This is a genomic window from Neopusillimonas maritima (assembly GCF_003576595.1).
Taxonomy (GTDB): domain Bacteria; phylum Pseudomonadota; class Gammaproteobacteria; order Burkholderiales; family Burkholderiaceae_B; genus Neopusillimonas; species Neopusillimonas maritima.
Genome location: NZ_NQOU01000002.1, coordinates 1 through 23,677 on the forward strand (window position 1 = coordinate 1; position 23,677 = coordinate 23,677).

General features: G+C 53.3%; 19 protein-coding genes and 1 tRNA gene. 2 read left to right on the forward strand and 18 right to left on the reverse strand.

Annotated elements, in window-relative coordinates:
* The 5 genes from CJO09_RS05000 to CJO09_RS05020 all read right to left on the reverse strand — a co-directional run.
* Positions 1-2,099 (reverse strand): retention module-containing protein (locus CJO09_RS05000; protein ID WP_119441392.1); only part of this gene is annotated, 2,099 nt, incomplete at its 3' end.
* Between the two features lie 124 nt (positions 2,100-2,223).
* Positions 2,224-2,946, reverse strand: coding sequence for a type 1 glutamine amidotransferase (locus tag CJO09_RS05005; RefSeq protein WP_119441393.1), 723 nt, complete (start codon positions 2,944-2,946; stop codon positions 2,224-2,226).
* The gene (locus CJO09_RS05010; RefSeq protein ID WP_119441394.1) at positions 2,943-4,295 is read right to left on the reverse strand and encodes an amidase; all 1,353 of its coding nucleotides are present in this window, start codon (positions 4,293-4,295) and stop codon (positions 2,943-2,945) included. The genes CJO09_RS05005 and CJO09_RS05010 overlap by 4 nt, the downstream gene beginning before the upstream one ends.
* A gap of 16 nt (positions 4,296-4,311) precedes the next feature.
* A complete protein-coding gene (locus CJO09_RS05015; RefSeq protein WP_119441395.1) occupies positions 4,312-5,748 on the reverse strand; it encodes a glutamine synthetase family protein in 1,437 nt (478 codons plus the stop codon).
* A complete protein-coding gene (locus CJO09_RS05020) occupies positions 5,748-7,091 on the reverse strand; it encodes an aromatic ring-hydroxylating dioxygenase subunit alpha (protein ID WP_119441396.1) in 1,344 nt (447 codons plus the stop codon). Before CJO09_RS05020 ends, CJO09_RS05015 begins: the two co-directional genes overlap by 1 nt.
* Positions 7,092-7,309: 218 nt before the next feature.
* Between CJO09_RS05020 and CJO09_RS05025 the strand changes: the two genes are divergently transcribed.
* Positions 7,310-8,122: a GntR family transcriptional regulator gene (locus CJO09_RS05025; protein WP_119441397.1), complete on the forward strand. Its 813-nt coding sequence runs from the start codon at positions 7,310-7,312 to the stop codon at positions 8,120-8,122.
* A gap of 12 nt (positions 8,123-8,134) precedes the next feature.
* On the opposite strand, the gene CJO09_RS05030 is transcribed toward CJO09_RS05025, so the two are convergent.
* Positions 8,135-8,209: transfer RNA gene (locus CJO09_RS05030), tRNA-Arg, on the reverse strand.
* Between the two features lie 180 nt (positions 8,210-8,389).
* On the opposite strand from CJO09_RS05030, the gene CJO09_RS05035 reads away from it, so the two are divergent.
* On the forward strand, positions 8,390-9,358 hold the full coding sequence (locus CJO09_RS05035) for a c-type cytochrome (protein WP_119441398.1): 969 nt from the start codon (positions 8,390-8,392) through the stop codon (positions 9,356-9,358).
* Positions 9,359-9,453: 95 nt separating this feature from the next.
* Here the strand turns inward: CJO09_RS05035 and CJO09_RS05040 are convergent, their stop codons facing one another.
* The 12 genes from CJO09_RS05040 to atpE all read right to left on the reverse strand — a co-directional run bounded on the left by CJO09_RS05040 (position 9,454) and on the right by atpE (position 23,646).
* Positions 9,454-10,989: a 3-hydroxyacyl-CoA dehydrogenase gene (locus CJO09_RS05040; protein WP_119441952.1), complete on the reverse strand. Its 1,536-nt coding sequence runs from the start codon at positions 10,987-10,989 to the stop codon at positions 9,454-9,456.
* Positions 10,990-11,067: 78 nt separating this feature from the next.
* Complete coding sequence (locus CJO09_RS05045) at positions 11,068-13,119, reverse strand: UvrD-helicase domain-containing protein (protein WP_391523655.1); 2,052 nt, start codon at positions 13,117-13,119, stop codon at positions 11,068-11,070.
* A gap of 65 nt (positions 13,120-13,184) precedes the next feature.
* The gene (locus CJO09_RS05050; RefSeq protein ID WP_245961269.1) at positions 13,185-15,233 is read right to left on the reverse strand and encodes a primosomal protein N'; all 2,049 of its coding nucleotides are present in this window, start codon (positions 15,231-15,233) and stop codon (positions 13,185-13,187) included.
* A gap of 403 nt (positions 15,234-15,636) precedes the next feature.
* Positions 15,637-16,707: a uroporphyrinogen decarboxylase gene (gene hemE / locus CJO09_RS05055; protein WP_119441399.1), complete on the reverse strand. Its 1,071-nt coding sequence runs from the start codon at positions 16,705-16,707 to the stop codon at positions 15,637-15,639.
* A gap of 30 nt (positions 16,708-16,737) precedes the next feature.
* On the reverse strand, positions 16,738-17,550 hold the full coding sequence (locus CJO09_RS05060) for a hypothetical protein (RefSeq protein WP_245961233.1): 813 nt from the start codon (positions 17,548-17,550) through the stop codon (positions 16,738-16,740).
* Positions 17,551-17,750: 200 nt separating this feature from the next.
* Positions 17,751-18,182, reverse strand: coding sequence for a F0F1 ATP synthase subunit epsilon (locus CJO09_RS05065; protein ID WP_119441400.1), 432 nt, complete (start codon positions 18,180-18,182; stop codon positions 17,751-17,753).
* 12 nt (positions 18,183-18,194) lie between these two features.
* Positions 18,195-19,613 (reverse strand): F0F1 ATP synthase subunit beta, encoded by a 1,419-nt coding sequence (atpD, locus tag CJO09_RS05070; protein WP_119441401.1) that lies wholly within the window; start codon positions 19,611-19,613, stop codon positions 18,195-18,197.
* A gap of 45 nt (positions 19,614-19,658) precedes the next feature.
* Positions 19,659-20,570, reverse strand: coding sequence for a F0F1 ATP synthase subunit gamma (atpG, locus tag CJO09_RS05075; RefSeq protein ID WP_119441402.1), 912 nt, complete (start codon positions 20,568-20,570; stop codon positions 19,659-19,661).
* A gap of 98 nt (positions 20,571-20,668) precedes the next feature.
* Positions 20,669-22,210 carry a F0F1 ATP synthase subunit alpha gene (gene atpA, locus CJO09_RS05080; protein ID WP_114422005.1) on the reverse strand — a complete coding sequence of 514 codons (1,542 nt, stop codon included), beginning with the start codon at positions 22,208-22,210 and terminating at the stop codon, positions 20,669-20,671.
* A 34-nt stretch (positions 22,211-22,244) separates the two neighbouring features.
* Entirely contained in the window at positions 22,245-22,784 is a 540-nt protein-coding gene (locus CJO09_RS05085; protein ID WP_119441403.1) for a F0F1 ATP synthase subunit delta, read from the reverse strand.
* A gap of 15 nt (positions 22,785-22,799) precedes the next feature.
* Positions 22,800-23,270, reverse strand: a complete 471-nt coding sequence (locus CJO09_RS05090) for a F0F1 ATP synthase subunit B (protein ID WP_114422003.1) — start codon at positions 23,268-23,270, stop codon at positions 22,800-22,802.
* Between the two features lie 133 nt (positions 23,271-23,403).
* On the reverse strand, positions 23,404-23,646 hold the full coding sequence (atpE, locus tag CJO09_RS05095) for a F0F1 ATP synthase subunit C (RefSeq protein WP_093969799.1): 243 nt from the start codon (positions 23,644-23,646) through the stop codon (positions 23,404-23,406).
* Positions 23,647-23,677 lie beyond the last annotated feature (31 nt).

Genomic DNA, 23,677 nt, shown 5'->3' on the forward strand with positions numbered 1-23,677 from the left:
GTAGCGCTGTTGCCAGCTGCATCGGTCGTTGTGACCGAGACGTTAATGGCACTATCTGCTGCCAGATCAGCACCGGCTACATCCACCGACCAGGAATCATCGGCCACCTGCGTCGTGTAGGTCTGACCATTGACGGTCACGGTGACCGTGTCACCGTCCTGAACGTCACCGCCGACGCTACCGGAAACGGTCACATCTGTATCTGCTTCCGCAGCATTGACGATGTTGTCTGCCGTAATGTCATCCACCGTGATCGACGCATCGATCTCGGTGTCAACGGTGTAACCCTGCGAGGTCGAGGCGTTCGCTGTATTGCCTGCGGCATCCGTTGTGGAGACAGATGCACTCACATTGCTGTTATTGGCAAGAACTGAGCCAGGAACAGAGACGGACCACGTGCCGCCGGAGACGGTCGCTTCGTAGCTGTTCTCACCCACAGTCACCGTGACCGTATCGCCGTCCTGGACATCACCACCGACACTGCCGGAGACAGTGACGTCACCGCCAGACTCAGCCGCATTGATGACATTATCGGATGTGATGTCATTAACAGTAATCGACGCATCGATCTCGGTATCAACTGTGTAGCCCTGAGTGCTGGACGCACTGGTACTGTTGCCGGCAACATCCGTTGTAGTCACCGAGGCAGATACGTTGGAATTCGCTGCCAAAACCGAACCCGGCACCGACACAGACCACGTACCACCAGAAACCGTGGCCTCGTAGCTGTTCTCACCCACAGTCACAGTAACCGTATCACCGTCCTTAACGTCTCCGCCAACCGTACCGGCAAGAACAACACTCCCCACAGACTCAACGGCACTAATTATGTTGTCGCCTGTGATTGGATCAATTTCAACCGATGCACTAACCCCAGTATCAACAACATAATTTTGCGATGAAGATGCGGTAGCCGAATTGCCTGCGGCATCCGTCGCGGTGACGCGAGCCGAAATCGCTGTGTTGCCGGCCAAGACAGAACCGGGTACCGAGACGCTCCAAGAAACCCCGTTAGCAGCAACCGTCGCGGTATACGTGGCGGAGCCGATAGTGATTGTGACAACATCCCCGGCACGCACGTCACCACCAACGCGCCCACTTAACGTGACTGCCTGACCTGACTCAAGACTATTAACAATGTTGTCAGCCGTAACCGGGTTAATTGTTACGCTTGCGGAAATGTCCGTATCAACCAAATACGGACGCGACGTAGTACCAGTAGCCGAAAGGCCGGCAATATTGGTGGTGGTAAGGGAAGCACTAATCGACCCGGCGCTCAGCAGATCTGCGCCTGGAACCTCGATAGACCATGTTGCACCGTTGGCCCCAACTGCAGTGGTGTATGTTTTTCCGCCAATCGACAAAGTAATCGTGTCGCCCGGGCTAACCGTACCGCCCACCGCGCCGAACACGCGAACCGTACCACGCGCTTCTGCGGCATTAATAATGTTGTCTGATGCAATATTGGCGATCGCAATATTGGCAATGGGAGGCGGCGCAGGTGGCCCGGCTGGCGGATCAAATGGGCGGCCACGATCGGCATCTTCACGCCCAGTGGCGCCGCCCTGACCCTGAGTCGTCTCAAGCTCCGGCCCAGTTAAAGTTTGTACCAGCGGATCTACTTCCCGCGTTACCTGAGCATTCAAAGGCAGTGTTGCTTGTTGAATACCTAAAATACGCACCAGATTCTCAACCGAATCTACGTTGGCTACATCACTGGTTTCACTTTGATCAATGGAAAACGCACGCTCGTTGTTTTGGATAACGGCAGCCGTAGGCGCCAAGGCAGAAAATGGATCCTGCCCCGCCTCCAGGGCTTGAGCCAAACCGGCGACATCGGGATTCGAAGGCACACTGGCTTCACTTGGATCCACATCTGGAATATCAAGGCTGGGTTCAACCGCAAAGACCTGGTTCGACCCAACAACCACCAACGGGTTGTTCTCCATGGTCAGCTCAACGCTGCTCACGTCACCTGTAACAATTTCCGCATCCAGCGGAATCTGATCGCCCAGTTTCACCGCAACGAGGGAGCCATCCGCAGAACGGACCCATGCCTCGCCGGTTACTTCAACAACGGTTGCAAATCCAGTAGCCATAATGTTTTCCAGTATTCGATCACGCGCAGACTGCGCCTACGCTATTTGGGTTAGTACGATCGTAGGAAAACTGGGGTAAATTGCCTATTGGCGCCGACGACAGGTTAGCCGGCTTTTTTTGTGATTAATTCTTCAAACCCTGTACCCAGCGCCGATAAACACTTCGCAAAACCTCCGTTAAACCCGCCGTTCTTTCCGAAATGTTACTGAACATTTCATTTTCTGAGCTAACAGACGGATTGCCTACCTCACGCTCACGTTTCAGGAATGCGCCATTTTTAGCCACATAAGCCTCAACCAATGCCGGTGTCATCTCAAAATGCGACTGCATGCCAATATGCAAATCGTTCACCACGAAAGCCTGATTTTCACAGGTGTGGTTCGTCGCAATACGGACAGCGCCGGGTGGAAGCGAGAAGGTATCGCTATGCCATTGAAACGTAAGTAATTCTTCTCCGGGTTTACGCTGCCACCACGCATCAGAAAACAAACAATTTTCCGTTTGAATAGATTGCCAGCCAATCTCGGCGCGGTGATTTTTCTCAACTTTAGCACCTAAGGCCACCGCCAAAATCTGGCTGCCCAAACAGTGGCCCGCTACCGGCATGCCCAACTCGTTCGCCCGACGAATCAGTTCAATTTCCTGATTAATCCATGGGAATGGGTCATAAACACCCATATATCCTCCCATAAGAACCAACCCGGAAAACACCTCGGGGTTTTCTGGAACGGGCTCGCCCTGGTCGACATGGATCACTTGAGTTCGAACGCCCAGGTCGTGCAGAATGGGCACAACCGTGCCCGGCGTGCCAACTTCGGTATGCTGAAAAACGGCAACAAGTTTCATGTAAACAAGTTCAATATTGGCTCTATCTCTGCCGAAAAGCTTAACACTTGTTGATCCGCATACTTGCGCCCAACGATCTGCAATCCAATCGGCAGCCCTTCAGACGAAGTTCCAACCGGCATACTGATACCGGGTTGATGAGACATATTGAATGGGAAGGCAAAGCTGTTGCCTGCAAACCAATTCAGGTCTGTTTGCGTGCAAGCCGACGCATCAGGCAATTGGGGTGCCGGAGCTGACGTCGTGGGCGTTAACAAAATATCCACTTCCCCGAACACGGCATTCAAACGATTATGAAAATCGCGTAGTGCAGTACGACCTGCCGACACCGAAGCAGTATCAATCGCCGCCCCTTCATCGTAAACACGAAGAAGCGCTGAATCCAGCAACTGGCGCTTCTCGTCGGGCCAGGATTGAAAAGACTCGAAAATCCGGGCGACCCAAACGGCCCAAATCGAGTGCGCAAACCCTTCCGTTTTCAAATTCACGCGCTCAAGCCAATAGCCCTGTTCGCTTAGTTTTTCGCGCACTTCCTGAAATCGCTGATCGACGGAAGCATCGATGACATCATCGGCGTCAATTCGATCGCACCAGCCTATTTTCAGATACTTGCCTGGCCGGCTTTCAAAACTGCGCTGAAACAAGGAACAGGGATCTGAATAGTGGCCCTTCGACAGGGATGCAAAAGCCACCTGCGCATCGGCAACCGTTCGGGTAATGACTCCCTGATGCGCAAAATCGGCGAAGGCGCTCAAGGGAGGAGATGGAATCGCGCCATACGTTGGCTTGAATCCGACCACGCCGCAAAGTGCGGCAGGAATCCGAACCGACCCCCCGGCATCGCTGCCCAGTGCCAACGGCCCCCACCCTTTTGCCACGTGAGCTGCCGCACCACTACTGGAACCACCGGCCGAATGAAGCGGGTTGACGGGATTACGCGTGACACCGGTATGAGGATTACTGGACATAATGGTCCAGCCAAATTCGGTTGAGGTTGTTTTACCGAAAATAACGGCTCCGGCAGCACGTAACGCCGCGACAGACGGTGCATCCTGAGCCGGGAGCGGGTCATGCTCGGTAGCGCGGGATCCACGCCGGTTAGGCCAACCTCTAACCGCAATCATGTCTTTAACAGAGACAGGAATACCGTCAAGCGGGCCGATCGGCGTGCCATTCGCAAAACGTTGCTCAGACGCCCGAGCCTGCTCCAGCGCCACCTCGCGATCGATCAATACAAAAGCGTTAATGTCTTGCTTATCAGCCTCAATTTCATCAAGCAACGTTTCCAGCACCGTAACCGGCGACAGTTCCCGACGGGAAAACGCCTGATGCAACTGATCTATATTCATACTCACGCCATTAATATTAAAAAAGATCGAAATACTCGCGATGCTCCCATTCGGTTACATCCAAATTAAAGCGGGCGATTTCGGCCTCTTTAATGAAGCAATAGTAATCAACAAAAACACGCCCCATCTTTTCAACCAAATAGGAATCCTCGCGCAAGCTGTCGATTGCTTCCTGCAAAGAACGCGGCAAAGGTTCGGCCTGGGTTTCATAAGGTACATCCACCGATGGCCCGGGGTCGATCTGGTTCTGCATACCGTGCAACCCGGCAAACAATTGCGACGCCATATATAAATAAGGATTTGCAGTCGGCTCACCCATACGATTTTCAATACGTGACGCAGCCAGCCCCTTTCCGCCCAAAATTCGCAACATGGCAGCCCGGTTATCGCGCGCCCAAACAGCACGGTCGGGGGCCAGGGAAAAGGGCCGGTAGCGCCTATAGCCGTTAATGGTTGGGCAGGCAAAGGCCGCGCTGGCGCGGGCATGCTGCTTCAGGCCGCCCAAATAATGCATCCCCATATCGCTCAATTCCTGCCCATCTTCTTGCGGCATGAAAAGATTCTGCCCGTCGCTGCGACGGCGTAGCGACTGATGCAAATGCCAGCCACTGGACATCACATTGGGGATCTTGGGCCTACACATAAACGTGGCGTGATAACCGTTGCGCCAGCATATTTGCTTGATCGCGCTACGCAAAAACACCATTAAATCGGCCGGCGCCATCCCCACTGTGGGACTGAAAGTTAACTCAAACTGGCTTGGGCCGAACTCAATTTCCATGGACCGCAACGGCAAATCAGCCGCCTGAAGCTGGGATCGCAGCAATTCCATGAGGTCATCCACTCGGTCGTACCGGAGTTCAGTGAGGTATTGATACCCGTGCGTTAACAGCGAGACGTCGGGCGGGGTTCCAGGCTGCCCACCATCGGCCAGACCCAATCGTTGTCCTTCCAGCTTAAAAGCGTGAAACTCCACCTCAAGGCCTGCAACAAAATCACAGCTAAAGCCATCCAACTCTTTTAGCGCCCGCTGCATTAACTGGCGCGAAGAGATGGGCATGACCTGGCCCTCAACGGTGTAAGCGTCACACAGAACCCAGCCGGTTTTATTTGCCCACGGCAACACACGAAAGGTTTGCGGGTCGGCCACAATGGTGAAATCGGATGCGCCCTTCAAACCTTCAATTTGAAAGCCCGTGCTATTAAAAACAGGGAAAACTGTTTTATGTGATGTGTCCTTCAACAACAGCGTAGAAGTTAAATTCACACCATCCCACAACGCCTGCTTGGCCTCTTCTGCAACCAACGTTTTGCCGCGCAAAATACCGTGCTGGTCGGGAAAGACAAAGCGCACCAGATTCAGGCTCTCTGCTTCAATACGCTTAACAACGTCGTGAGCCCATTTGTGCTGGTCGGGCGACCATAAATCGTACCGCTCAACAAAGCTGGCCATTATGCATCCCCGCCAACGCGTTGCGGCAATCGCTCAGAAGCCCAGTCTGAGCCCCGGCGCCGCTCGATATCGGCCTCTTTCCAATAGGTGACCGGATCTACACCCGCTTTTTCAATACCGTCAATCGAGGGCGGCCCCGAGAACTCACCCGCCTGCGATGCGTCGATTAATAATGGTGCGTCACCACCTTTCAAGGTGCTTTCAATCGCCTTAACCAACATACGACGATAAGTCACGATGCCTTTATCGCTGGTACCCAAGTGTTCGCGCGTGCGATCCTGGATACGCCCTTGAGACTCAATCGCCCACTGGTCATGCACATTAATATCGTGCCCCATCCCCGTGTACGTTTCCGACAGTTGTTCGTTTACATCGTACCCATAGTTGTTGCTGCGATTGCGACGCGATATGTAATCGGGCAGCTCGTACAACTCCAGCCGCTGCTCTCGCATACGCTTTTTATCCACCGGGCCGGTAAAACTGGTAAAAATGGCGTACCAGTAACACGTTTCATCATCAACCGGCACATGCCATTGAGAAATGGTCATCTCCGCGCTCATGGGAATAACAAACGCCTGCGGAAATACAAGATTCGTTACGCGAACATGCGTTTGGTTCTGCGGCAAGTGACGCAATGCCGTTAAGCGCATGCCGTAATTGGTTGGCTCCACCTTAATATCGGGGCGACCATATTCACGCAACACCTGGGTGATAGGCATCTCGGAGTCGGCAGATGCTCCCCGAAACTGCTTGCCATAGCTTTCCGAAGTGTCTTCGTCCTCAAAGAAACGGTGCAAATACGATGCATGCGCGGGGTCGATACCGACTTCCAAAGCCTGGAGCCAGTTGCACTCGATCAAGCCCTTGAAAGCAAACGTGTGGGTGTCCGGCGCAACAAAGCAATCGAACTCGGGAAACGCGGGCGGCTCGCCTTCACCCAAATAGGCAAAAATAATGCCGCTGCGCTCGACCACGGGATACGCGCTTTGCTGGATATGTTTGTACATGGTGCTGTTTTCAGGTTCCGCAGGCGTTTCCAGACAGGCTCCCTTTACGTTAAACAACCAACCGTGAAATGGGCAGCGCAAGCCGCCGTCTTCAACGCGGCCAAATGCCAGGTCGGCACCGCGATGCGGGCAATCGCGATCCATCAGCCCCAGTTCGCCGTTTTCGTCGCGAAACAAAACAAAATTCTGCCCCATTAAGCGCACCGGGCGCACTGGACGCTTGCCTTCTAGTTCATCGGTTAACGCAACAGGCTGCCAGTACCTGCGCAATAGCTTGCCGGCCGGCGCTTCGGACCCTACACGCGTCATGAAATCATTCTGTTCCACAGTCAACATTGCACTATTCCTTCCAACATAAAAAAGTTATTTCCATTGTATACAACAATACTCAAACAAGAAAAGCGCATTTTTTAACTTAGCCGTTAGAAATTCAATAAGTTATTTATTTTCAATGAATTAATTAAATTTAATCAAAGTCACAAAACGTTCAAATTTCACGAAATGGAATTTGTTGTATACAATGAAAACATCTTGATTTGAACAACTTAAACACCATGAGTTCACAGCAATCACGCGTTCTGGTCCAACTGCGCGGGCTAATTCTGAACGGCACGTTCGCCCCTGGCGAACGCCTGGCGGAAATCCCGCTTTCCGAGCGATTAAACACGTCACGTACGCCAATTAGGCAAGCACTGGCCACACTCGAGCACGAAGGTTTAATCGAACCCTCTCCGGGCGGCGGATATCAAATGCGGGCCTTCACCATGGAAGAAGTTGCCGACGCCATTCGCCTCAGAGGCGTGATGGAAGGATTTGCAGCGCGAACATTAGCTGAGCGTGGCGCAAGCAAATCAATCACAAAGGAACTGAAAAAGTGCCTCGACGAAGGCGATGCCGTGGTCTACAAAACCAGTATGGATTTGGACGATTACGCTCTTTACGTACGCATGAACGACCGTTTCCACCAACTCCTCGTTCAAGGGTGTGGCAATAAAGCGCTCATGCGCGTAATGGATCAACTCAACAGCCAGGCTTTCGGCGCGCCCAGTGCAACATTACCCATGCAATCGTCCATGGAAGAAGGCCAGGAATGGATGAAAATCGCCCACCACACCCACCACGCAATCGTCCAGGCAATCGAACTTGGGCAAGGTAGCCGAGCCCAGGCTTTAGGTGAAGAGCACGTGGAAATTGCGCGCCAGAACCTGCAGTTCGCCATGCAAGACCCTGAACTGGCGGTGCGTATTCTGCCGGGCATACAAATGGTAAGCGGTGTGGAATCTACGACAACGGCCGACCCGCTAAAAAAGCCGAGCCAACAATTGGGAAAGCGCGTTTCGCGTAAAAGCGAAAACACCAAAGCATGAGGTGGGGGAAGATGGCGCGCCCGACAGGAATCGAACCTGTATCGAGAGCTTCGGAAACTCTAATTCTATCCATTGAACTACGGGCGCACAGCAGCGACATTGTAGCGGTTTCACTGCTTCCCTGCATTTCCCCCATACAACCGGTATAATCGCAGTCTTAGTTAGTAGCAATTGAACCCAGTAACTATGCCCGGAAACGGGTGCAAATGAAACCGCCTCGAATTTAGGCCCAGTGCGCCTTGGTTCCCGTATAAGCAGGACTCGAGAATGAACAACACAGAAGACCATACCGAAGAAACCCACGAAGGCCCAATCAAAACGCCGAAACAACTTATTGTTACCGTCGTTCTGTCCTTTATTGTTCCCGTACTCATTATTTTCCTGCTTATTCGTTTGGTGGTGTCCAGCGACATTATTGGCGCCGGGTCCGATGCCCAAACACCGGAAGCCATTGCCATGCGCATTCAGCCTGTTGCTGGTTTTGAATTGGTCGATGCCAACGCACCCAAAGTATTCAAAACAGGGCAGCAGGTTTATGAATCCACCTGCGCCTCCTGTCATAACGCGGGCATCGCCGGGGCGCCCAAATTCGGCGACAAAGACGCCTGGGCGCCACACATCGCTCAAGGCTACGAGCAAATGCTGCAAATTGCGCTGCAAGGCAAAGGCGCCATGCCGCCCAAAGGTGGCAACCCTAATCTCGACGATTTCGAAGTAGCACGTGCTGTTGTGTATATGGCCAATGAAGCCGGCGCCTCATTCGATGAGCCCAAAGAGCCCGCCGCCGAAGGCGACGCAGCAAGCGAACAGGAAGATAGCAGCACCAGTACTCAGGCCGCCGCAGCGCAACAGCCGGCCGAACCCGCAAATGCCCAGGCGGCGACACAAGCAAAACCTGCCGAGTCAGCAGAAAGCAACAGCGACAACGCTGCTGCCGAAACCAAAACGAATAGCGAGCCGCAGCAAACTGCAGCGGCCGCCCCGGCTGAAATCGATCCGGCCGGTGAAAAGCTGTACAACACCGTTTGCCTGGCCTGCCATGCAGCAGGTGTAGCCGGCGCACCTAAGCTGGGAGACAAAGCCGCATGGGAGCCTTTGGCTGCCAAAGGCATTGATTCCCTGGTCAGCACGGTTATCTCGGGCAAAGGCGCCATGCCGCCCAAAGGTGGCGCAGTTCAAGCCTCCGACGCTGAAATCCGCGCCGCAGTGCAATTCATGGTATCCAAGTCTCAGTAAAACGATTACTTATTGCTGAAGCGAAAAGGCCGCCTCAGCGGCCAACGCATTAAAAAAGGAAGCTTCTCAGCTTCCTTTTTTATCGGCTACCACTTTTATACGGTTCCGGTTTTCGCTTCCACCGTCAGACTCATTCCTAACTGAACGCGACGCTGCAACCACAAACTGGAACGATAACGCATATCGCCGGTAACCCTTTGCATATTGCGCAGAATTTCAACAATATGCGCAGCACCCAGGCTATCACCCATGCTAAGCGGCCCGCCCTTCGGGTAACCCAACCCCAACGAAACCGCCAAATCAATATCTTTCGGTGACGCAATCGTTTGCTGGGCAATATCGCTTGCCACATTCACAATGGTGGCCACCACTCGCTGGCCAATAAAGCCGGCTGAGTCATTTATAACGGTGACAGGAGAGTCATCTGAGGCAAACAGCGCCGCGGCGGCATCACGCCACTGCGGTAACGTCGCCGCAGAACACATCACCACGCGGCGCTTGCCCTGTTCCAAACCGAAGAACGTATCCAATGCAACCGCACGCTCGGCATCCAGTTGATACTCACTCACTACACTGGCGACATCTTCACCGTATGGCGTGACAACAATCAGCGCGTCAGCAGGCGGCTTATCACTGGAAACGACAGAAACATTCAAGGTTTTCAGCAACGACAAAGCCCGCTTATGGCCGACTGAATGATAGGGGGCCACCCACACTTTCAGATCCTGGGAAAGTGAAGCTGGAGCGGATGACTCAGGCAATTGCTTTTGACCGTCTTCATAACGATAGAAGCCTGCACCGGTTTTCCGGCCCAGCATGCCTCCCGCCAGGCGAACAGCGGTGATGGGCGAGGGACGAAAACGCGGCTCATCGTAGAATTGTTGATAAATGGATTCCATCACCGGATGCGATACATCGAGCCCGGTTAAATCCATGAGCTCAAATGGGCCCATACGGAAGCCGGCTTGCTCACGCATGATGGCGTCAATTTGATCAAACTGCGCCACGCCTTCCTGGGCTGCACGCAACCCTTCAATATTCAGGCCACGCCCCGCATGATTCACAATAAATCCGGGCATATCCTTGGCACGAACGGGTGTGTGACCCATTTTCCGTGCCAGTTCCATTAAGGCATCGCCCACGGCAGGGTCAGAACGCAAGCCATCGATCACTTCCACCACTTTCATCAGTGGAACGGGATTGAAAAAGTGATACCCCACCACGCGTTCAGGGTGTTCGCAAGCCGATGCAATCGCGGTGATAGGCAGCGACGACGTATTGGATGCCAACACACATTGCGCAGAAACGATGCCCTCAAGCTGCTTGAATAGATCTTTCTTAACATCCAGCCGCTCAACGATCGCCTCTACAACCAGGTCAGCGTCGGCCATGGCTTCCAAAGAATCACAAGCGACGACGTTTGCCATGGCGGCTTTAACCTGTTCAGGCGTGAACTTTCCTTTGGCACTGAGCTTATCCCAGGTTTGCTGCAACGACGTGCACGCCGCTTCCACGGCTTGCGAGCTTACATCGAACAACTTAACCGTTAGACCTGCCTGCGCTGCAATTTGGACAATACCCTTGCCCATTGCGCCGGCGCCCACAATACCAATAGTTTTAATATCCTTCATGATTTCATGACTCCACAATAAATAAGCCTGCCCGGCACCACCCGGCAAGCACAAGATACTTTCCTTCCCCGACGCGAATCAGGTTTTCTGCAAAAGCGACTTTAAAGCGCTCAGCCTCTCTTTTGGCGAATAGTTTGCCTGCGGATCTGGTGAAGCATCGACCGGCGATGCCAAACCCATCTCGCTAATAAACCGCGAGGGCTCCCGAACCACATCTTCACGCGCCCGCCGCCGCCGTTTACACCAGCTTAACGTTAGGGTGCGCTGCGCCCGCGTAATACCCACATACATTAAACGGCGCTCTTCCTGAACCCGGGCAGCCAGCATATTTGCATCAGCCGCTAAAACCTGCTCATCGTCCTCACGCCCCATGTGCGGCAACAAGCCTTCCTCAACCCCCACTAAAAATACATGCGGGTACTCCAGCCCTTTTGAAGCGTGCAAGGTAGACAGTTTAACCGCATCGGGGTCGGCTTCGTCGTGGCGTTCCAACATACTGACCAACGCAACATGTTGCACCAGATCAATGACGGTCAGACTATCTTCCTGCGCCTTGCGTTTCAGCCAGGCTAGTAAGTCCAGCACGTTTTGCCAACGTGCCTGGGCTTGCCGCTCATCAAGGGTGTCATACAGATGACGCTCATAGCCAATCGCACTGATCAGTTCATCCAAAATTTCCGCGCTGGAGTCCGGCCCGTCTTTCTGGGCCCGTGCCTGAATACGGTTAATAAATGCACCGAATGTTTCCAATGGCTCCAACTGGCGCGGTGCCAGTTGCTCTGTCATCCCGATTTGGAAAACCGCCTCAAATAAAGAAATGCCATGCGTTGCCGCAAATTGCCCCAGGGTTTTCAAGGTCCCCTGCCCAACCCCCCGACGCGGCGTGGTGACGGCGCGAATAAACGAAGGGTCGTCGGCCTCGTTCACCAGAAGTCGCAAATAAGCCAGTACATCGCGAATTTCTGCTTTGTCGAAAAAGCTCTGCCCGCCGGAAACGGTATAAGGAATACGTAAATTGCGTAAGGCCTGTTCAAGTACCCGAGCCTGTTGATTACTGCGGTACAAAACAGCGAAGTCACGCCACTCGGCGCGACGATCAAAGCGTTGACCGGAGATACTTAACCCCACCCATTCCGCTTCCGCCTCGTCGGAGTCAATGGCTTTGACGCCTATCGATTCCCCTGCGCCGTGTTCCGACCACAACCTTTTGTTAAACAGATTCGGGTTGTGGCTAATAACGCTATTGGCCGCCGACAGTATCCTTTGGACCGACCGATAGTTTTGCTCAAGTTTGATGAGTTTTAAATTCGCGTAATCAGTGGTTAACTTCGCCAGGTTTTCAACCGTTGCCCCACGCCACGCGTAAATGGCCTGGTCGTCGTCGCCAACCGCAGTAAATTGAGCACGGTCTCCGGTTAACAATTGAACCAGCCGATATTGGCATTCGTTGGTATCCTGGTATTCATCAACCAACAAATACTGTACCCGCTGCTGCCAACGCTCCCGAACAGCGGTATTTTGTTCAAGCAGCCGAACCGGCAGTCTTACCAGGTCATCAAAATCCACTGCCTGATACGCATTCAAGGTTGCCTCGTAACTACGATAAACGCGCGCCGCCTCCTCATCGCTGGGTGTCAATGCCCGCTGGGCCGCCTCATCCGGCCCCAACATGGCATTTTTCCACAAGGAAATAGTTTGTTGAACAGCACGCAAACGCGCCTTGTCGGTGGTTGCCAGCAGTTCCTGAATAATGGCCAGGGCATCCGTTGCATCGAAGATGGAAAACTGCGGTTTTAAGTTTATTTGTTCAGCCTCTTCCCGAAGAAACCGTACCCCAAGAGAATGAAAAGTACATACGGTGAGTCCGCGGGCGAGACGCGTATCGACCAAGCTACGAATACGCTCGCTCATTTCTTTGGCCGCTTTATTGGTGAAAGTCAGGGCCACAATATGACGCCCTGAATACCCGCACTCGCGAAGCAAATAAGCTATTTTCTGTGTAATTACCCGGGTCTTGCCACTGCCCGCTCCGGCCAACACCAGGCACGGGCCATTCAAATACTTTACAGCCTCGCGCTGTGCAGCATTTAAATCAACCGGCAGTGTGTCACCCGGCATATTCAGCGACATAAGACACCTTCAAGCAATAACACCATTCATCCCTTTACTATTTTCACTTTTTTCGGAAACCACACTTATATCTCCAGCGGATCAACCTCCAGAGTGCAGCGCACGCGCAACTGATTGGCCAACGGCCCCAGTTGCGGATTCCAGGCCGACAAAAACGCCTGCAGCACGGGGCGACTTGTGCTTTCAACCAGCAACTGGGCGCGCTCCACATGCGCAACCCGCACAACGCGCAACGGAACAGGGTCATAGAACGTCACGGCCATATCCATATAGGCTGAAAACTGATTCTGGGCAACGGACTTTGCCTCTTCCAGAAAACTCAGGGCCTTGGCAATCGTTTTGGCTTCGGCGGTAAGAAGTGCCTGAAACGCAAACGGCGGCAGGCCGACTGACTCACGCTCCTGCAAGCTATGGCGCGCGAAACCCGTGTAATCATGGTGAAGCAGCGCCTGGTACACCGGCTGCTCGGGGTAATCGGTTTGTACAATCACTTCGCCGCCTGCAACATGTCGCCCCGCCCGACCGGCCACCTGCATCAGTTGCGCAAACAAACGCTCGGGCGCACGGAAATCCTGTGCAAACAACATGGCGTCGGCATTTAACACCCCGACCAAGCCAAGGCGCGCAAAGTCGTGACCTTTTGCCACCATTTGCGTTCCCACCAGAATATCAATCTCTCCGGCGTGTACTTTGGCGAAAAGCTTCTGGGCACTGCCTTTCAGGCGCGTACTGTCGGCATCAATTCGGGCGATGCGCGCAGCAGGAAAGCACTCACCCAGATACTCCTCCAATCGCTGGGTACCTCGCCCCATGGGGCGTAAATCGGCATCGCCACAATCGGGGCACTTTTCGGGCACGCGTGCATGGTAACCGCAATGGTGGCATTGCAAATGATGATGACGCGCCGCTGAGCCGCTGCGATGCAAAATGGTATAGGCCGTGCACCGTGGACACTGACTGACCCAGCCGCATGACGTGCAACTCAGAACAGGGGCATAACCACGGCGATTCAAAAATACCAGCACCTGCTCTTTGGCGTCCAGGCGCTTTCCCATCGCCTCAAGCAACTGGGGTGAAAAACCCTGCTGCAACTCAAGACGCCGTGTATCAACCAAACGAATATGCGGCAAGGTCACGTCGCGCGCACGTTGCCGCAGCGATAAACATGTATAACGTTGCTTCTGCGCGTGGTGCCAAGACTCCAGCGACGGAGTCGCAGAACCCAGCACGACCGGAATGTTGCGGTCATGCCCTCGCCAAACCGCGAGATCGCGCGCGGAATACCTTAGCCCGTCTTGCTGCTTGTACGACGCATCGTGCTCTTCGTCGACAATAATCAACCCCAAGTGTGGCATGGGGGTAAAAATAGATAAACGCGTGCCAAGCAGTACACGCGCCTGCCCAGTACTAACACGTAACCACTCCCGCAGCCGCTGCCCGTCCGACAAACCGCTATGCAACACGGCCAGGACGTCTTCACCTCCCTGATGCACCAGGCGCGCACGCAATACCTGCTCAAACTGCGGCGTTAGATTAATTTCGGGCACCATGAACAGCACCTGTTTACCGCCCGCCAAATAGTGCAACGCACTATGCAGATACACCTCGGTTTTACCGCTGCCGGTGACACCATGCAGCAAAAACGTCTGATGCGAGTTGCACGCAACAATTTGGTCAACTGCACCTGATTGTTCAGTATTTAAGGTCGGGATTTGATCAGGCGTTAGGTCAGGTAACGGCGCCGGCGACCGCTGCTTCCTCATGCGCGCCACCGGCCCACCCCGAGAGGCCTTTCCCTGATAAGCACTAACCTTTCTAAGCGGCGCAGGCAAGCTCGGCAGCATAACCTCGCCCAGCGGACGCTGGTAGTAACCCGCGGCAAATTGGGCCATACGCAACCAATCAGCCGGTAGCGGTGCAATATCGGAAAGGACTTCCTCGATCTCCCGAACTTGTTCGGGGTCGATACGCGGCTTATCTTGTCGGCTTACCACCACCCCAATCATTTTGCGCCGGCCAAACGTCACAATCACGCGCACGCCAAGTTCGACCGGGTCGGACGACTTATAGTCAAATACGCCATCCCCAAGCGGTACATCAAGCGCAACACCCACCCAATGCACCTTGGGGTTGATTTGTGAGCCGGGCTGCTCTTGCTCAATACCACACGTGTCAGAGTTTTTTTGAAGAGCAGACATGCCGAAAGTTAAAGTGGTTTCATAGGAGTTATCGCTAGACGGTGGATTCAAGCCGGGTTCAACTTTACGCAAGCATCCTGTGGATAACTTTGGGGAAAAAAAAGGATCACCTAATTTTTTGCTCTAAAAAATGGGATTAGTATTTTCCCTTAATAAGCGTCATTATTTTTAAAAATTCTTTTAAAAACAATTAATTACGATGAATAGCAAGAGTGTAACTTAACGACAGAAGCGATTGATGCAATGCGGAATAAACTGTGTACAACTTGGCGGAAAATAGCTTCTTCAAAAAGTTAAGCCCTTGTTTTATTGCATAAAATTAGCGCATGTTGCGACTATATGAATGCACCTCGTCAACCAAAACCGAAACCGACTCCGGCGGGGTGAACTGGGAAATACCATGCCCAAGATTAAACACATGGCCACCACTGCCTACCGGACCAAAATCGTCGAGAACACGACGTGCCTCGGCCCGAATTGCGGACTCGCTGCCGAACAAGGCCATGGGATCAAGGTTACCCTGCAACGCAACCCGATCACTCACCTGCTTGCGCACCCGTGCCAAACTTGTTGTCCAGTCAAGACCAACCGCATCGCAACCGCTTTGCGCAATATCGTCAATCCATAACCCACCGCCTTTGGTAAACACGATAACAGGGATCGCGTCGTCTCCCTCACCCCGATTCAATTGCTGAATGACTTGACGAATAGAAGCCAGCGAGAAAGTTTGAAACAGCGTATCGGCCAATACCCCACCCCAGCTGTCGAAAATCATCAGTGCCTGGGCGCCCGCCTGAATTTGCCCGTTCAAGTAGTTCGCGGTGGCTTGCGCATTCACCTCGAGAATGCGGTGCAAAAGGTCGGGACGACTGTACAACATACTTTTTATAAGACGGTAATCTTTGGAACCCTGCCCTTCCACCATATAACAGGCAACCGTCCATGGACTTCCGGCAAAGCCGATAAGCGGAACCCGCCCATTCAACTCTTTACGAATCAAAGTCACGGCGTCGAACACATACTGCAATTCCGACATATCGGGTACCGCCAATTTCGCCACCGCAGCTTCATCGCGAACCGGATGCTCGAACTTGGGCCCTTCCCCTGTAATGAAGTGCAACCCCAACCCCATTGCGTGGGGTACCGTTAAGATATCGGAAAAAAGAATGGAAGCATCGAACGCATAGCGTTCGAGCGGCTGTAATGTGACCTCGCAAGCGTATTCAGGGTTTTGCGCCAGCCCCAGGAACGACCCCGCCTTGGCTCTTGTTTCGCGGTACTCGGGCAAATAACGACCTGCCTGACGCATAAGCCAAATAGGGGTGTAGGGTACGGGCTGACGCTTTAACGCCCGAAGAAAAACATCATTCTTTAAAGTTGGAAAAGACACAGCAATCCTCTGAAAATAATTCCCCCTATTTTACCCGTCTGGGGAAGGGTTAAAATCGGACTCGCTTCGATAAGGGCCGGCATCAATATTATATTTACGCATTAAAGCCCAATAAGCCCGCCGATGCTTTTTGGAACAACGTGCCGCCATGGCAATATTGCCGCCATGCTGCATTAATGAAGCATTAATGTACGCCTTCTCGAAGCGCTCAATAATTTTCGCTTTGGCGGCACGAAACGATTGTTTCGAGGTTGCATGCGCCGCCGCCGCTGCTACAGCAAATGCATCGAGCTCTGCTCCGCTTCGACCCAGAATACTATCAGACAACGCCTCCTCGCTGACACTATTGGGGGTCACCAGAGCAGGTGCAACCGTAAAGCCCGGCTTCTCGGGTTCCGCCAAGACAGAATAAGTGGATGACTGAACTCTCCGATGGACACGAAAGCGAAGCTCTTCCAAACAGACCGGAGCACGCAGAACATCGGCGACACCCAAAGCAAATAAATCATTCAAGGCGGTGGCTTTAAGATCTGAAACAATGGCAATAAGCGGCGTTGAAACAGACCCTTTACTGGCCGACAACAGTAGCCTTGACCAAGCCAGCGTAGCCGGACTGACGCTAATGAGTACGGCATCATACCGGCGCAAAGACATAGCGTTTTCGGCCAAAACATCATGGGGAGGCAGTAGCGCATTGCCGGCGGCCGCATTTGCATCACCGGCCACCTGGAAATGGCTTAACGTAAGCCGGCCACCCAAATGGTTCCCAGGGGCAACCAATATCTTCTGTTGTTGTTCGTCTCCTGATGGGACCAGCCATGTGCAATCAACTCTTTCTCTCATAATGCCCTCGTGGGTAAGCGGGTCAACGAAATGTCGTACCCCCGAGAGAAATGATAATTAAGCCTATCAGCCTAGGCTATTCGTAGAAATAGCCCATCGGAAACTACGTAAGTCATATGACAACACCATACATCGCCAAACGGAAAACGGCCCCGAAGGGCCGTTCACCGAAGATGCCGGGCAGCAAATAGCTGACAGACTTAGTGCCGCGAATTCCGTATCCGAGCCAGCTTCTGTGCAGCAGCATGTTGTGCCGCCAACATAGCCAATTCAGCCTCAACCACGGCAATATCTTCCTTGTCTTTGGCATTGCGCAAAGCTTCTTCAGCACGCTTGCGTGCTTCCAATGCTTTCGCTTCGTCGAGATCTTCAGCACGAATAGCCGTATCGGACAGAACCGTTACGCCACCGGGCTGAACTTCAAGAATGCCGCCGGCAACAAACACGTTGGTTTCACCGCTGCCATCGGCATGGACAATTTTGACTGTACCCGGGCGAATACGGGAGATCAGGGGCGTGTGCCCCGGAAGAATCCCCAACTCGCCGGCTTCGCCAGGCAGCGCCACGAACTTCGCCTCACCGGAAAAGATCGATTCTTCTGCACTGACAACGTCAACATGTAGTGTGGACATAACCACCCCTTATTACAGATTTTTCGCTTTCTCGAAGGCTTCGTCGATGGAACCGACCATGTAGAAAGCCTGTTCGGGCAGTGCGTCGCACTCGCCTTCAACAATCATTTTAAAGCCACGCAAGGTTTCCGACAGCGGAACATACTTACCAGGCGAGCCGGTAAACACTTCAGCAACGTGGAAAGGCTGCGACAGGAAGCGCTGAATTTTACGAGCACGTGCCACGGCCTGCTTATCTTCCGGTGACAATTCGTCCATACCCAGAATGGCAATAATGTCGCGCAACTCTTTGTAGCGTTGCAATGTTTGCTGAACACCTCGAGCAATATCGTAATGCTCTTCACCCACAACCTGAGGGTCCAACTGGCGGCTGGTGGAGTCGAGCGGGTCAACTGCAGGGTAAATGCCCAGGGCAGCAATATCACGCGACAGAACCACGGTGGAATCCAGGTGAAGGAAGGTGGTGGCAGGAGACGGATCGGTTAAGTCATCGGCGGGAACGTAAACGGCCTGAATGGACGTAATGGAACCGGTTTTCGTTGACGTGATGCGCTCTTGGAGCTTACCCATTTCTTCGGCCAGTGTAGGCTGATAACCCACCGCGGAAGGCATACGACCCAGCAGTGCCGACACTTCGGTACCGGCCAGGGTGTAACGGTAGATGTTATCAACGAAGAAGAGAATGTCACGGCCTTCATCACGGAACTTTTCCGCCATAGTCAAGCCCGACAGCGCCACACGTAGACGGTTACCTGGAGGTTCGTTCATCTGACCAAACACCATCGCCACTTTTGACTCGGGCAGGTTATCTAATTGAATAACACCTGCATCAGACATTTCGTGGTAGAAGTCATTACCTTCACGGGTACGCTCGCCCACACCTGCAAACACCGACAAACCACTATGCGCTTTGGCGATGTTGTTAATCAGTTCAAGCATGTTCACGGTTTTGCCTACACCGGCACCACCGAAAAGGCCAACCTTACCGCCTTTTGCAAACGGGCAAACAAGGTCAATAACCTTAATGCCGGTTTCAAGCAATTCAACCGAAGGCGACAATTCGTCGAACTTGGGTGCGTCCTGGTGGATACCGCGGGTTTCTTCCGCTTCGATGGGGCCACGCTCGTCGATGGGGCGACCCAGTACGTCCATAATGCGGCCCAGTGTTGCCTTACCGACCGGCACCGAAATAGGTGCGCCGGTGTTGGCTACGGCCATGCCACGACGCAGACCGTCGGAGGAACCCATGGCGATGGTACGAACCACGCCGTCGCCCAGCTGTTGCTGAACTTCGAAGGTTAGACCGGCCTCGGCAAACTTGGAGCTGTCGTCAGCCAGTTTGAGAGCGTCGTAAATGTTAGGAATGCTGTCGCGGGGGAACTGAATATCCACCACGGCGCCGATGCACTGAACGATGGTACCGTTGCTCATGTTTAGTCCTTGCTAAATATCTTTGACGGGATGCCCTTCTGTTTATTAAACAGCGGCAGCGCCCCCGACGATTTCAGAAATTTCTTTAGTAATAGCGGCCTGACGGGTTTTGTTGTAAACCAGTTCAAGTTCGCCGATGATTTTCTTGGCGTTATCCGACGCTGCTTTCATCGCCACCATTCGAGCAGACTGCTCGGAGGCCATGTTTTCGGCAACCGCCTGATACACCAAACCTTCTACATAACGCTGAAGCAGATCATCAATGACCGACTTGGAGTCGGGTTCATAGATGTAGTCCCAACCGTACTTGGACTTCAGCACCGCATCCTCTTCCTTGGAGAACGAACTTTCCGTTTGAAAAGGATCGGCCAAACCGCTGGGAAGCGGCAACAGCCGAATAAAGCTGGGCTCTTGCTTCATCGTGTTAACAAAGCGGTTTGTCGCTACATAAACCGCATCGATTTTGCCGTCGATGAAGTCATCGACCTGCACCTTGATCGCGCCAATAAGACGCTCAAGGTTGGGGGCATCGCCAAGCTGCACTTCCTGGGAAACCAGGCTCGCGCCGATTCGCGTAAGAAACGACAACCCTTTGTTACCCAGAGCGGTTGTTTGAACCTTGATACCTTGTTGGTCGAACTCTTTAATGCGAGACAACACCAAACGCGTAATATTGGTGTTCAAACCACCACACAAGCCTTTGTCGGTTGTCACCAATACAATGCCGACACCTTTAACGTCGTTACGCTCAATCATGAAGGGATGAGTGTAATCGGGGTGCGCCTGCATAAGATGCGCAGCGATTTCACGTACCTTTGTCGCATAGGGACGGCCGGCACGCATCCTGTCTTGCGCTTTGCGCATTTTGGATGCCGCCACCATCTCCATGGCTTTGGTGATCTTTCGCGTGTTCTGCACGCTTTTGATCTTGGTTCGAATTTCCTTAATTCCGGCCATCGCAAATCCTGTCAGGGCGTTGGTTGGGGTAACAACAAACTTGCGTTACCCCGGTATTGCGCAAGCAGCGGCCTTTCAACCGTTGCCGCCGCCAGTCATTAATAAGCGCCGTGCTTCTTGAACTCGTCAATTGCAGCAGCAAGTGCCTCGTCGTCTTCCTTGGACAATTCTTTCTTGTCTTCGATGCGCTGAACCAAATCGGCGTGCTTGGATTTCAGCGTTTCTTTCAAGGCTTTCTCGAAAGGCAGAACCTGGTCGACTTCAACGTCGTCGAGGTAACCCCGGTTCACTGTGAACAGCGAAACGGCAAGTTCCCAAACCTGTAAAGGCTGATACTGAGGCTGCTTAAGCAACTCAACAACGCGCTTACCACGCTCGAGCTGACGACGGGTTGCGTCGTCGAGGTCGGACGCAAACTGAGCAAACGCAGCCAATTCACGATACTGGGCCAAGTCGGTACGAATACCGCCGGCCAGTTTCTTGACCACTTTGGTTTGAGCCGAACCACCCACACGGGAAACCGAGATACCTGCGTTAATAGCAGGACGAATACCCGCGTTAAACAAGTCAGTTTCCAAGAAAATCTGACCGTCGGTAATGGAAATAACGTTGGTGGGAACGAAGGCGGAAACGTCGCCGGCCTGCGTTTCAATAATTGGCAGCGCGGTTAACGAACCCGTTTTACCTTTTACTTCACCATTCGTGAATTTCTCTACGTACTCGGCATTAACGCGAGCAGCACGTTCGAGCAAGCGGGAGTGCAGATAGAACACGTCGCCGGGGTAGGCTTCACGGCCGGGGGGGCGGCGCAGCAACAACGACACCTGACGATAAGCCCATGCCTGCTTGGTAAGATCGTCGTATACGATCAGGGCGTCTTCACCGCGATCGCGGAAGTATTCGCCCATCGTGCAACCGGAGTAAGCGGCCAGATACTGCATGGCGGCGGAATCGGAGGCGGCAGCGGCAACAACGATGGTGTATTCCATTGCGCCGTGCTCTTCGAGCTTGCGAACCACGTTGTTAATGGTAGAAGCTTTCTGACCAATAGCGACATAAACGCAGGTAACGTTCTTGCCTTTCTGGCTGATGATGGTGTCGACGGCCACAGCGGTTTTACCGGTTTGACGGTCACCAATAATCAGTTCGCGCTGACCACGGCCGATAGGCACCATGGAGTCAATCGCCTTAACACCTGTTTGCAGGGGTTGGTCGACCGACTGACGCGCGATCACGCCGGGAGCCACTTTTTCGATAATATCGGTGGCTTTGGCGTTAATGGGGCCTTTGCCATCGATAGGTGTGCCCAGGGCATCGACCACACGGCCGCACAACTCGGGGCCGACAGGCACTTCAAGAATACGACCGGTTGTTTTTACCGGATCACCTTCGGAAACGCCGGTGTAATCGCCCAGAATAACGGCACCGACCGAATCGCGCTCAAGGTTAAGCGCCAGGCCGAATACATTATTGGGAAATTCAAGCATTTCACCCTGCATCACATCGGACAAACCGTGAATGCGGGTAATACCGTCGGTCACGGATACGACCGTGCCCTGCGTACGTACGTCAGTCGACGCGCCCAAGCCTTCGATACGGCTCTTGAGCAGCTCGCTGATCTCTGACGGGTTAAGTTGCATGTTCAGACTCCTGGAATCCTGTTAGTTGCTGCCTTTAAGCAGCCAACGTATCGCGCATACGGGCCAGTTGGGCCTGCACGGAAGTGTCGAGTACCTGATCACCGACAACCACCCGGACACCACCGATCAGGGAAGAGTCTATGGTGACGGACGGCTTAAGTTTCAGGCCAAATTTTTTCTCGAGGCCTGCAAGCAGCTCGGTGACCTGTGCATCGGATAATTCGTATGCACTGGTAATCTGGGCTACCGCACTCCCTTCGAATTGATTTTTAAGCAGGTCGAACTGTTCGGCAATTTGCGGCAGCAGCAAAATGCGACCATTCTGGACGAGCAGTTCGATGAAATTGCGTGCCTGATCTGACAACGCCGACTTCACCAGCCCGCAGAACAACTCGAAACGTTGCTCATTGCTAAGGCGCGGATCGGTAAGCGCGTCGCGCACGTCTTCCAAACTTGCCACTGCTGCAAGCTCGTTCACCAAATCCGACCACGATGCCAGAGAAGCCTGGTCACCTTTGGCCGAAGCAAACAGCGCTTCGGCGTATGGTCGGGCAATTGTCGATAATTCAGCCATGGCTTTGCCCTGAGATTAGAGTTGTGCCTTAAGCTGGTTCAACAGCTCGGCGTGTGCCTGTGCATCGACCTCGCGCTTGAGAATCTGTTCTGCACCCTTGACAGCCAACACAGCAACGTCGTCACGCAACCCGTCGCGGGCACGCTGGACTTCCTGTTCGGCGTCTTGTTTGGCTTGGGCGATAATCCGAGCTTTTTCAGCCTCGGCTTCGCGCCGTGCCTCATCGATGAGGGCGGCAGCCTGTTTCTCAGCTTCGAGCATGCGAGCGTGATTTTCAGACTTCGCTGATGCTTCGATCAGGCTGATACGGGCCTGAGCCTGCGCCAGATCGGCCTTGCCTTTATCGGCAGCAGCCAGACCATCTGCAATTTTCTGGCGGCGATCTTCGATTGCTTTTGTCAGGGGTGGCCATACGAATTTCATCGTAAACCACGCCAAGACAAAAAACACGATCATCTGAAAAAAGAGAGTCGCGTTTAAGTTCACGGTCGTTTCCCTTTATTACCACTGGCACCTTACAGATTAACTGCACGATGCCCAATGTCCACGTCGCAGATGGCACTTAAAGCACCACCAACGACGACGTTAGCCTGCCCGAAGGCAGGCGCGTTGCTAAAGCTTATCCGACGAACGGATTGGCGAAAGCAAACAGCATGGCGATACCCACACCGATCAGGAAGGCGGCGTCGATCAGGCCGGCCAACAAGAACATTTTGGTTTGCAAAGCGTTCATGAGCTCGGGTTGACGAGCCGAAGCTTCCAGATATTTACCGCCCATCAAAGCGATACCGATCGAGGCGCCAAAAGCACCCAGGCCAACAATAAGACCGCAAGCCAGAGCAACGAAAGCAACGTTGGTCATAACAACTCCTTGGTTAATAAACCTTGTGTAA